A 10,945-nucleotide genomic window follows, 5' to 3' on the forward strand; every position below is an offset into this window, starting at 1 on the left:
TTCCTGCACCGAGCAGTCGAGACGCAGATCTCGTATAACTTCGTATAATGTATGCTATACGAAGTTATTACGCTACCGCCGCGCATCTTTCCGTGCGCGGCGCGTCAACTTTTCATTTCGCTGAACGTTTTCTAGGATGTACTCAGCGAAAGCCTTCAGCTTTCCAAGCCATCCTTAAGGCGCACGTAAGTCTCGTACGCTTTCCGCGCCTTGGGGTCCAATCCTTCCAGTTGCAGCGCGCTTTCGCGCTGTACAATCAGCAGCGCATACGGCTTGGAGAGCGCGCTGGCCTCTTCGCAGAGTTTGAGTTCGTCGCCGCTCGACGGCGAGCGGGCGCGCCAGAAATTGATCGCGGCTTCGAGGTCGTGGATCGAAATATCGGACATGATTGGATTTAATCGTTCGCTGGCCGCCATGCTTGATGTCAGGCGATGCGGCGTCCCTGTGGAAACGGCTTCGTGCTGTCCGCGTGCCTGAACCGCCAACCCATTGTACTTGAGCGAACTTCATGCGACTCCTTCTGATCGAAGACGACCGCCCCATCGCACGCGGTATCCAGAGCAGCCTCGAACAGGCTGGCTTCACCGTCGACATGGTGCATGACGGCATTTTTGCCGAACAGGCGCTGGCACAGAACCGCCACGAACTCGTGATCCTCGACCTCGGCCTGCCGGGCATCGACGGGATGACGCTGCTCACGCGCTTCCGCCAGACCAACCGCCACACGCCCGTGATCGTGCTGACCGCGCGCGACGAGCTGAACGACCGGATCCAGGGCCTGAACTCCGGCGCCGACGACTACATGCTCAAGCCGTTCGAGCCGGCCGAACTCGAAGCGCGCATCCGCGCGGTGATGCGCCGCAGCGGCCCGCACAGCGACATGCCGCGTCCGGAAGTGTCGCTCGGCGGCGTCCGCCTGTCGGGCGTCGACCGCCGCATCTTCAACGACGACAAGCCGCTCGAACTGTCGCCGCGCGAATTCGCGGTGCTGGAAATGCTGCTGCTGCGTCACGGCCGCGTCGTCAGCAAGGCCCAGTTGCAGGATCACCTCACGCACTTCGGCGGCGATCTTGGCGACACCGCGATCGAAGTCTACGTGCACCGCGTGCGCAAGAAACTCGAGCAATGCCGGGTCGAAATCGTCACGGTGCGCGGCTTCGGCTACCTGCTGCAGGAAATCCGCCAGACGGCGAGCGTCTGAGCGACGCCGCGCGCCGGCCGGCCGCGTGCCGCCGACGCGCATGCGTACGGCTTCCGCGTCGCCGCCCGGCGCACGACCGCGCCGCTCCCCGTGAGCGGCGCTTATCCATTTGCCCGTCGAAATGTCTCCTGATCCGGCTGTGACCACCAGCCTGCGCCGTTCGCTGCTCCGGCGCCTCGCCGCCCCGCTGTCGATGCTCGCGCTGATGAGCGGCCTGATCGCCTACTGGCTCGCGTGGCAATACACGCAGCACGTGATCGACCGCTCGCTCGCCGATCTCGCGACCGCCATCTCCAAACAGATCCAGATCGCCGGCCCCGACGCACCGTTCACGGTGCCGCCGCTCGCGCAGGCGATGTTCTCCGATCCGGCCGAAGCGCTGATCTACCGGATCAGCGATGGCGAGCAGGAGCTCGCCGGCGACCCGAAGCTGCCGCTGCAGGGCATCAACGTGCGCCGCATGCACCACGCGTACGTGTTCGAGGCCGAGTACGACAACCGCGCGGTGCGGGTCGCGCAGGTGCGCGTCGACGACGTCGAGGGCGGCAAGCCGATGGTCGTCGAAGTCGCGCAGCCGGTGCGGCACCGCTACCGGATCGCGGCCGAATTCCTCGTCGCGATCATGATGCCGCTGCTGCTGCTGCTGCTCGCCGGCTGGGGCATCGTGTGGCGCGTGGTGAACCAACAGCTGGGCCCGCTCACGCATCTCGCCGATTCGCTGAACCGGCAGACCCACACGTCGCTGGAGCCGGTCGACGAAACCGACGTGCCGCTGGAGATCCGGCCGCTGACGAGCGCGATGAACGCGCTGCTCGGCCGCCTCAAGACCGCGCTCGACGCGCAGCGCAAGTTCATCGCCGATGCCGCGCACCAGTTGCGCACGCCGCTCACCGCGGTGAAGCTGCATGCCGAGCAGGCGGCCGTCGCGCGCGACCCGCACCAGACCTTCGCCGCGGTGCGCGAGCTGCGCGCAGCGGCCGACCGGGCGGTGCGGCTGTCCAACCAGTTGCTGTCGCTCGCGCGGGCCGAGCCGGGCGAGCAGGCCGCGCGCTTCGTCGACGTCGATCTCGCGGCGATGGCGTTCGAGACGGGCGCCGAATGGGTGCCGCGCGCGCTCGCGTCGCATGTCGACCTCGGCTTCCAGCGCAGTGACGATCCGGGCGACGACGAGAAGCTGATCGTGCGCGGCAACCCCGTGCTGCTGCGCGAGGTGATCGCGAACCTGCTCGACAATGCGCTGAAGTACGTGCCGCTCGCGCGGCCGGACGGCGCGCGAATCACGGTGAACGTCGCGCGCGCCTCGCTCGAGGGCAGCCAGCCGGCCGCCGAGATCGTAGTCGAGGACAACGGCCCCGGCGTGCCCGCGAACCAGCAGGCCGACCTGTTCAAGCGCTTCTTCCGCGGCGATGCGCAAAGCGGCAATGGCGTCGAGACGGGCGCCGGGCTCGGGCTCGCGATCGTGCACGACATCATCGCGATGCATGGCGGCACCGTGTCGTACGAGGATGCATCGGAAGGCGGCTCGCGCTTCGTGGTGAGGGTGCCGCTCGCTGCGCATACGGCGCAGCCGGCCAGCGAAACGCCGGCTGTGGCGCCGACGCACTGAGCAGCGCGATTGTCGGCGGGCAACGGTTGGCCCGTCGACCGGGCCGCCCGCCGGAACAGGAACGGAAAGACGGAAAGCAGATGACGCGCCGCGACGACGCGCCAACCAACCGTCGACTGAAACGACAGCGGCAGCGCGCGATGCGCTGCCGCCTGCATCACTTCTTGCTCTTCTTGTCCTTCGAACCGGACGCCGGCTTGCCGTCCTTCTTGTCCTTCTTCTTTTTCTTCTTCCCGCCTTCGTCGGACGTCGCGAGCAACGTGCCGCGGCACGACTCCGCCCCGCAGTGGCACGCGTATTCGCGCTTGAGCTTCTTCGTCAGCTTCGCGTCGATCACGAGGCCGTAGTCGTAGAACAGCTCCTCTTCCGGCCCGATGTCGCGCAGCGCGTGGATGTACACGCGGCCTTTGACTTCCTCGGCTTCGCAGTTCGGCGCGCACGAATGGTTGATCCAGCGCGCGCTGTTGCCGTCGATCTTGCCGTCGATCACGCCGCCTTCGTCCAGTGCGAAGTAGAACGTATGGTTCGGCTCGCTCGGGTCGTGCGGATGGCGGCGCAGCGCTTCCTTCCACGAGATTCGCTCGCCCTTGTATTCCACTACGCGCTCGCCGGCCTTGATCGGCGCCACGGCGAACACGCCTTTGCCGTGTACTCCCGAGCGGCGCACCGCGATCCTGCGTGAACTCATCGAACCAATCCTTGTGAAGACGACTTGAATGGAAGCGGCCGCGATCGCGGCCGGGCGCCGCGCAAAACGAAAACGCGGCACCGGTCGGTGCCGCGTCGGGGCATGCGGCGAATCATCCGCATCCTACACGTTCACGATTGCTTCGTTCAACATCGCGCGCAATATTGCGCGATGTGCTCAGCGCTGGCCGAACGAGACGTCGCCGAACAGCGCCTTGTGCTCGCGCGGTTGCGAGCGCCAGTACTGCGGCGGCGCCGTCACCTGCGCACCGAGTTCGGCCGCCGCGTGCCACGGCCAGCGCGGGTCGTACAGCATCGCGCGCGCCATCGCGACGAAGTCGGCGTCGCCGGCCTCGATCAGCCGGTTCGCGTGCGCGGGTTCGTTGATCAGGCCGACCGCGATCGTCGGCATGCCGACCGCCCGCTTCACGGCCTGCGCGAACGGCACCTGGTAGCCGGGCGACAGCGGAATCTTCTGCAGCGGCGACACGCCGCCGGACGACACGTCGATCCAGTCACAGCCGCAGCGCTTCAGTTCATGTGCGAACGCGATCGTATCGTCGAGTTCCCAGCCGCCTTCGACCCAGTCGGTCGCGGACACGCGCACGCCGACCGGCCGGTCTTCCGGAAACGCGGCGCGCACGATCTCGAAGATCTCGAGCGGAAATCGCATCCGGTTTTCGCGCGAGCCGCCGTATTCGTCGGTGCGCCGGTTCGCGAGCGGCGACAGGAACTGATGCAGCAGGTAGCCGTGCGCCGCGTGCACTTCGATCGCATCGATGCCGAGCCGTGCGGCACGCCTGGCCGATGCGGCGAAGGCTTCGCGAATGCGGTTCAGGCCCGCCGCATCGAGCGCGAGCGGCGGCGTCTCGCCGTCCTTGTGCGGCACGGCCGACGGCCCGTGCGGCAGCCAGCCGCCGTCGGCGACCGGCACGAGCTGGCCGCCCTCCCACGGCGCCGCGCTCGACGCCTTGCGGCCCGCGTGCGACAGCTGCATCGCGACGCGGATCGGCGAATGCTTGCGGATCGCGGCCAGCACCGGCTTCAGCGCCGCTTCGGTCACGTCGTCCCACAGGCCGAGGTCGCCATGCGTGATGCGCCCGTCGGGTTCCACCGCGGTCGCTTCGATACACAGCAGCCCCGCGCCCGACAGCGCGAGATGGCCGAGGTGAATCATGTGCCAGTCGGTCGCTTCGCCGCGTTCGGCCGAGTACTGGCACATCGGGGAAATCACGATCCGGTTCGGAAGGGTCACCCCGCGCAGCGTGAACGGGGAAAACAGCGCAGTCATGGAAGCCACTCGCCAGGAAAGAGAAAGAGCGGACGAGCGTAGCACGCAGGCTGGAAGCGTGCAGACGGCGCCATCGGCAGTAAGCGGATGGTCAGGTACGGCGCCGGCTGGATGCCGGCGAGGCGCGGAATGAGCGGAATGCGCGACGTACGGCGACGGCGAGGCGTCGGCCCGTAACGGATCCAGGCCGGCTCAAGCCTTTGCAGTGACCGCAGCCGCCCGCGACGTCAGAGCCCGACGCTGCCGAGCCACTCCGCGAACATGTGCCGGGCGGCCGTCTCGAGCGCGGGGCCGTGCCGAACGGTATCGGCCCGCAACTGGCGCGCGTCGACGCCTGGCGTCGCCGCGATTTCGCCGGCATTCGCGATCAGCCACGGTTCGAAGCGATCGGTACGGATTTCGGGATGACATTGCAGCGCCAGCACGTGCTGCCCCCACGCGAAGGCCTGGTGGCGGCAGGCCGGCGTCGATGCGAGATGGATCGCACCGCCAGGCAGGTCGAACGTATCGCCGTGCCAGTGCAGCATCGACGTCGTCGCGCCGTCGAGATGACGCAGCGGCGATGCGCGGCCGGCGTCGGTGAGCGTCAGCGGCGCCCAGCCGAGTTCATGCTGCGCGGCCGGGTAGACGCGCGCTCCGAGCGCCCGTGCGATGAACTGCGCGCCGAGGCAGATGCCGAGGATCGGGAGCCCCGCGTCGATGCGCTGGCGCACGAGCGCCAGGAGCGGCGCGATCGTCGGATACTGCGCGTCGTCGTACACGCTGAGCGGCCCGCCGAGCACGACGAGCAGCGACGGCTCGAGCACGTCGAGCACCTCGACCCGCGACGATCCGACATCGACATAGCGCACCCGCCGACCGCGTTCGCCGAGCACCTGCTCGAAGCTCCCGAGATCCTCGAAATGCACGTGGCGGATCGCCACGACTTCAGCGTTCATCATCGGCCTCCCGGTCGATCGACGGACGTCAGCCTGCGAAAATCTTCCAGGTCTTCTTCTGCGTCGCCGCGTCGGCTTCTTCCTGCACCGAGCAGTCGAGACGCAGATCGCTGTCCGACATCGCGATGTCGAGCACCGCGCAGTGATGCACGGTCTTCTTCGACGGCTTGCTCGGCTGGAAATGCGTGCACGTGAGACACATGCGTTGCGGCGGCGTCGCGCCGGCCACCTGCAGCTCGCGCAGCGTCTTCAGCAGCGCGCGATACAGCGTGCCCTGCTCGTCCGCGCCGAGCTTGCCGACCGCTTTCGTCAGGAATTCAGGCCATTGCAGCGCCTTCTTCGCGGCCGTGCGGCCACGCGCCGACAGGCGTACGGCCAGTGCCCGGCCGTCGTCCAGCGCACGGCGCTTCTCGACGAGCCCCTTCGTCTCGAGCGTGCTGACCGCATCGCTCGTGGTGGCCGCGGTGAGCTGCGTCTCGCGCGCGATCTCGCCGAGCCGCATCGGGCCCTTGCGCTGCAGCAACAGCACGAGAATCTCGCCCTGCGTCGGCGTGAGGCCAGCGCCTTCCGCCCAATCCCATGCCTCGCTCCGCATGGCCGTGCTCAACCGCAGCAGGCTGTGGGTCACACGTCCCGCAGCCTGGTTCCCGTAAACGCCTTCGCTCATAGTCTTTTCGCTTTGCCGCCGCCCGGATGGCCGAGCAGCCGTAGTGTGGAGATCGAATCTATCTCAAAACAGACGCACCCATTCGAATGCATCAGCACGGCCGTCGCGAGGCACACGCGGCGGTCGCGTTCGCGGCGACCGGAGAGACACACGTCGTTCCGGTGTCCGCAAAGCCGACATTCTAAGCGAGAGCGGAAAATCGCACAGCTAAGTTATCCCCTGCATTCTGTGGAAAATCGCTGGATAACCGCAAATTCTTGTTGTGCGTGCAATGTCGCGCGCCCGCGAAACGGGGCGCGCCAGCATTGTCCTGTTCGAATCGGCCATTGGCCGCATGGGAATGATCCACCGGTTATCCCGCCTGCAGAGCGTTGACTTTGCAGTGGAATATCGGGTTATCCACAGATTTTCAGGACGCCTCGCATCGATTTCGGCGGGACACGGCGCCGATTACCGCTCAGCGAATCGCCATGCGGTCGATCCTGCTATCTGCAAAACATATTTTCACTCGCGCCAACGTAAGCACTGCTGCCGGACCGTCTCGTTCAGCGATTTTTCCTGTTTGAAAACGGTTCTCAACCACGATGCGTCGTTCACGCGCGCCTTCGCGAGCGCGCCGATCTCGTCGAGCGCCGCGCGCGAGCCGAGCGCGGCCGCATGCGGCGCGATCCGGTCGAGCGTGTCGAGGATGTCCTCCGCGATCGTGCGGCGCTCGCCCGTCTGAGGATTCACGCAGGTGCCTTCGAGCCCGAAGCGGCACGCTTCGAAACGGTTGAACGTGTAGACGAGGTAATCGTCCTCCGACAGCTTCAGCGGCCGGTCGGTCAGCAGGTAGCGTGCGAGCGTCTGGATGTAGCAGGCGATCGCCGCCGCGCGATCGACGGACAGCGGCGTGTCCATCACGCGCACCTCGATCGTGCCGTAGCCGGGCTTCGGCCGGATGTCCCAGTAGAAGTCCTTCATCGAGTTGACGACGCCCGTGTTCACCATCTTCGTGAAGTATTCCTCGAAGCTGTCCCACGTGAGCACGAACGGCGCGCGGCCCGACAGCGGGAACGCGAACACCGAATTCAGGCGTGCCGAATGGAAGCCCGTGTCGACGTTCTGCACGAATGGCGACGACGCCGACAGCGCGATGAAGTGCGGAATGAAGCGCGACATCGAGTGCAGCAGGAACAGCGCGCTATCGGGATCGGGACAGCCGATGTGCACGTGCTGGCCGAACACGGTGAACTGCTTGGCGAGATAGCCGTACAGCTCGGAAATGTACTGGAAGCGCGGCGCATCGTAGATCTGCCGGTCGCTCCATTGCTGGAACGCATGCGTGCCGCCGCCGGCCAGCCCGACGTTGAGCTGGTCGGCCGCCTTCACGAGCACGTCGCGGATCGCATGCAGCTCGCTGACGGCCTGCTCGTGCGAATGGCAGATGCCGGTCGACAGTTCGATCATGCTTTCGGTGATTTCCGGCGTGATGTTGCCCGGAAAGGTCTCGCCCTGGATCAGGCGCATCAGGTCGGATGCCGCTTTGGTCAGGTCGTAGTTGTGCGTGTTGACGACCTGGATCTCCAGTTCGACGCCGAACGTGAACGGTTCGGAATTGACGAAGGTTTCGAGTGCCATGGCAGGTTCCGGAATCAGTTGCCGTCGCTGCGTTCGCCGACCGCCGACAGGCAGCGATAGACGACGAACGGGCTGACGAGCTGCAGGATCACGATCGAGCACATCACGATCGCGCGCAGGTGCGGGTCGAAATTGGGATAGAGCTGGTAGGTATCGTCGACGAGCAGGTACGACAGCGCGGACATCGGCGTGAGCGCGATGCCGAGCGCGACGCCCTGCTTCATCCCGAGGCCGCTCGGCTTCGCGAACGCGACGACGCCGGCCAGCTTCGCGACGAGCCGCGTGACGATCAGCACGATCGCGAGCAGCCCGCCGAGCGCGATGTCGCCCCACGTGAACGACGTGAGCGTCAGCACGAACAGCACCACCGTCAGCAGCCAGCCGGCCGTGCCGAAGTGCTCGGGCCACAGCTGCGGCCGCGCTTCGAGGTTCTTCACGATGATGCCGGCGAGCAGCAGCGTGAGCAGCGTCGACAGCTTCAGCGCCTGCGCGACGGCGATCGCGAGCATCACGAGCCCGAACAGCGCGACGAACGAATGCTCGTCGCGCATCGTCGCGGTCATGTGACGGAACAGGTAATTGCACGAACGCGCGACCAGATACGCGACGATGAACGAACCGGCGAGCAGGTAGAGCGGCTGCAGGATCGTCGCGAAAACGTTGCCGTACGCTTCCTGGTGCAGCCAGCTCGTCACGAGCTTGGTCAGTACGATCGCATACACGCTGTTGAGCGCGGTGAGCGTGATCAGGCGCTGCGACACCTGCCCTTCCGCACGCAGTTCGGTCTTGAGCTGGATCACCATCGACGGCGACGTCGCGATCGCGATCGCCGACAGCACGAGGGCGACCATCCCCGATACGCCGAGCGCGAGCATCACGAACAGCACGAGCACGAAGGTGAGCGTGGCTTCCGCGAGGCTCGACGCGACGAGCCACGGATTGCGCCGGATCCAGCGCAGGTCGAGGCGGCTGCCGAGCTCGAACAGCAGCAGGCCGAGCGCGACGTCCATCAACAGTCGCGAGGTTTCGTCGGTGCTCGTGTCGATCACGCCGAATCCGAACGAACCGGCGATCAGGCCGATCACCGCATAGCCGGTGATGCGCGGCAAGCGCCACGCGCGATAGCACAGCTCGCCGCACAGGCCGGCTGCGAACAGCGCGAGCCCGGCCCAGAACACGGCATCCGGCGCGAGCGGCCAGTTGGGCAGGAATGAGAACGCCGACTTCATCGTGGTGACTTCTCCTTTGGAAGCAACCGCCAGCGACGCGGGGTCAAGCGACAGGAATGGATGCGCGCCGGCTGGGTATCGCCCCGAATGTGATTGTTGTGCTCGACGATGGCGGTACATGGGGTCCGCCTGTTCCGCCACAAGGCGGAACGTCGTTCAGGTTGCCGATCTGGATTGTCGGCCTGGTGTGTGAACGGACTGCGCAGTCTCGAAGATTCAGATTCGAAATCGTGCCGACCGTTCCGTTGAAGCATGTCCGGCGCTTGGCCGAACGAACGCGAAGGAAACCGATTGTGCCACAGCTTTTTCGTTCCGGAACCGACTGAATCGACTCGCGGCGCTGTGCGGCGCCACAGGTCTTTGGTTTCAAAGGTTTACCTGTATATATACGTAGTAGAAGTTAACAAAGGACGCACAGTTCTGTGGATAACTCCGGTTTACGTTGGAAGATCAAGGTGTTGGCGAAACCATAACCGGTTGCACAGGCTGTTCGCTCACAGGCGTTTGAGTTGAGCAACTTTCGGGCCGCTTCACAGCTGTGCAGAGTTACCCAGTTTACGTCCACTGTGATTGCACACGAAGTGCGCGCGGATTCCGCGCGGTTATCCACAGCATCGCGTGGATAACCTTGCGCGGAAAAATCGGGAAACTGTGAGCGGCGCGCGCGAGGTCAGCCCGCCGAGCCGACGCGGCGGGCGCGCAGGGCGCGGATCAGGAAGCGGGCGGGATCGACGGCGTCGGCGAGTTCGCGCTCGAGCGGCCAGGGCTCGCCTTCGAGTTGCGAGGCGATGAGTTCGGCGCCGAGCGCGGCCCACACGAGGCCGCGCGAACCGAAGCCGAATGCGCCGTAGAGGCCCGGCATGCGCGGCAGGTCGCGCGCCTGCGCACCGCCCAGCGCGCGTGCGTTCGCGGTGGCCTGCGCTTCGTCGGCGAGCGGGCCGATGAGCGGCAGGCGGTCGCCGACGACCCAGCGGAATGCGACGCGGCCGTGCAGCGTGGCGGGATCCGGCAGCGCGCCGATCAGGCCCGGCAGCAGGTGCCGCACGCGATCGAGGTTTTCGGCGTGGCCGGCCGCGCGCATCGCGGGATCGGTGTCGTCCGGTTCGAAGGTGGCGCCGATCAGCAGCGTGCCGTCGTCGAGCGGGACCGCGTAACCGTCGCCGATCGCCGGGCACGGCAGCGGCGCCGTCGTGCCCGGCGGCAACAGCGTGAGCTGGCCGCGCACCGGTTGCAGCGCGACATGCCGCAGCCCGGCAAGACGCGCTGCGTCGCCCGCGTTCGCGAGCACGACGACGGACGCATCGGCCAGCGTGGCGCCCGTATCGTCGAGCGCATGCCAGGTGTCGTCCCGCCGTTCGAGCCGTGCGACGCAGGTGGACGCCAGCAGCCGCACGCGCTCGCCGGCCGCCGCATACTGCGCGGCGCACAGCCCGGCCGGCCATACGGCGCCGCCGTGCGGAAACAGCAGGCCGCCCTGCGCGACCGGCAGATTCAGGTGCGCCCGCGCGGCATCGGCATCGAGCAGCGTTGCATAGTCGGACGGCGCCCCGAAAGCGTCGAACGCGTCGCGCATCCGCGCGAAATCGTCGGCCGATTCGGCGAGATGGAGCATCCCGTGCGTGCTGCGTGCGAATGCATGCCCCGCGCGTTCGAGGGCGCGCCAGCGGGCGAGCGCGTGCAGGAAGCCGCCGCGCGTGAGCCGGCTC

The 10,945-nt window shown here is 66.6% G+C and carries 10 protein-coding genes; 2 read left to right on the forward strand and 8 right to left on the reverse strand.

The features are described from left to right. Positions 1–155 precede the first annotated feature (155 nt). Positions 156–386 carry a DUF3717 domain-containing protein gene (locus tag JMF90_RS09175; RefSeq protein ID WP_006401493.1) on the reverse strand — a complete coding sequence of 77 codons (231 nt, stop codon included), beginning with the start codon at positions 384–386 and terminating at the stop codon, positions 156–158. A gap of 122 nt (positions 387–508) precedes the next feature. Here JMF90_RS09175 and JMF90_RS09180 point away from each other — a divergent pair, with 122 nt between their 5' ends. Both JMF90_RS09180 and JMF90_RS09185 read left to right on the forward strand, forming a co-directional pair. Then, a complete protein-coding gene (locus JMF90_RS09180) occupies positions 509–1,201 on the forward strand; it encodes a response regulator transcription factor (RefSeq protein WP_006401494.1) in 693 nt (230 codons plus the stop codon). 121 nt (positions 1,202–1,322) lie between these two features. Then, positions 1,323–2,807, forward strand: coding sequence for a sensor histidine kinase (locus JMF90_RS09185; protein WP_006477258.1), 1,485 nt, complete (start codon positions 1,323–1,325; stop codon positions 2,805–2,807). Positions 2,808–2,964: 157 nt separating this feature from the next. Here the strand turns inward: JMF90_RS09185 and JMF90_RS09190 are convergent, their stop codons facing one another. The 7 genes from JMF90_RS09190 to mnmC all read right to left on the reverse strand — a co-directional run. Then, positions 2,965–3,495, reverse strand: coding sequence for an SET domain-containing protein (locus tag JMF90_RS09190; RefSeq protein WP_027808863.1), 531 nt, complete (start codon positions 3,493–3,495; stop codon positions 2,965–2,967). 177 nt (positions 3,496–3,672) lie between these two features. Next, positions 3,673–4,785 (reverse strand): NADH:flavin oxidoreductase/NADH oxidase, encoded by a 1,113-nt coding sequence (locus tag JMF90_RS09195; protein WP_054928205.1) that lies wholly within the window; start codon positions 4,783–4,785, stop codon positions 3,673–3,675. 227 nt (positions 4,786–5,012) lie between these two features. Next, positions 5,013–5,723, reverse strand: a complete 711-nt coding sequence (locus tag JMF90_RS09200) for a glutamine amidotransferase (RefSeq protein WP_027811016.1) — start codon at positions 5,721–5,723, stop codon at positions 5,013–5,015. Between the two features lie 28 nt (positions 5,724–5,751). Continuing rightward, a complete protein-coding gene (locus JMF90_RS09205; protein WP_006477254.1) occupies positions 5,752–6,390 on the reverse strand; it encodes a MarR family winged helix-turn-helix transcriptional regulator in 639 nt (212 codons plus the stop codon). A 504-nt stretch (positions 6,391–6,894) separates the two neighbouring features. Next, the gene (locus JMF90_RS09210) at positions 6,895–8,010 is read right to left on the reverse strand and encodes a YbdK family carboxylate-amine ligase (protein ID WP_006490006.1); all 1,116 of its coding nucleotides are present in this window, start codon (positions 8,008–8,010) and stop codon (positions 6,895–6,897) included. Positions 8,011–8,024: 14 nt separating this feature from the next. Then, positions 8,025–9,239, reverse strand: a complete 1,215-nt coding sequence (locus tag JMF90_RS09215; protein ID WP_012327590.1) for a cation:proton antiporter — start codon at positions 9,237–9,239, stop codon at positions 8,025–8,027. A 670-nt stretch (positions 9,240–9,909) separates the two neighbouring features. Further along, positions 9,910–10,945: FAD-dependent 5-carboxymethylaminomethyl-2-thiouridine(34) oxidoreductase MnmC (gene mnmC, locus JMF90_RS09220; protein ID WP_201325059.1), on the reverse strand; the 1,036-nt coding region annotated here is incomplete at its 5' end.

Origin of the sequence: Burkholderia sp. E168m23 (assembly GCF_016586125.1) — a bacterium.
In the GTDB taxonomy this organism is placed as follows: domain Bacteria; phylum Pseudomonadota; class Gammaproteobacteria; order Burkholderiales; family Burkholderiaceae; genus Burkholderia; species Burkholderia orbicola.

Coding starts and splice junctions, on each gene's coding strand:
- JMF90_RS09185 (WP_006477258.1), top strand. CDS start 1,323: ATGTCTCCTGATCCGGCTGTGACCACCAGCCTGCGCCGTTCGCTGCTC.
- JMF90_RS09205 (WP_006477254.1), bottom strand. CDS start 6,390: ATGAGCGAAGGCGTTTACGGGAACCAGGCTGCGGGACGTGTGACCCAC.
- JMF90_RS09210 (WP_006490006.1), bottom strand. CDS start 8,010: ATGGCACTCGAAACCTTCGTCAATTCCGAACCGTTCACGTTCGGCGTC.
- JMF90_RS09215 (WP_012327590.1), bottom strand. CDS start 9,239: ATGAAGTCGGCGTTCTCATTCCTGCCCAACTGGCCGCTCGCGCCGGAT.
- JMF90_RS09200 (WP_027811016.1), bottom strand. CDS start 5,723: ATGAACGCTGAAGTCGTGGCGATCCGCCACGTGCATTTCGAGGATCTC.
- JMF90_RS09190 (WP_027808863.1), bottom strand. CDS start 3,495: ATGAGTTCACGCAGGATCGCGGTGCGCCGCTCGGGAGTACACGGCAAA.
- JMF90_RS09175 (WP_006401493.1), bottom strand. CDS start 386: ATGTCCGATATTTCGATCCACGACCTCGAAGCCGCGATCAATTTCTGG.
- JMF90_RS09180 (WP_006401494.1), top strand. CDS start 509: ATGCGACTCCTTCTGATCGAAGACGACCGCCCCATCGCACGCGGTATC.
- JMF90_RS09195 (WP_054928205.1), bottom strand. CDS start 4,785: ATGACTGCGCTGTTTTCCCCGTTCACGCTGCGCGGGGTGACCCTTCCG.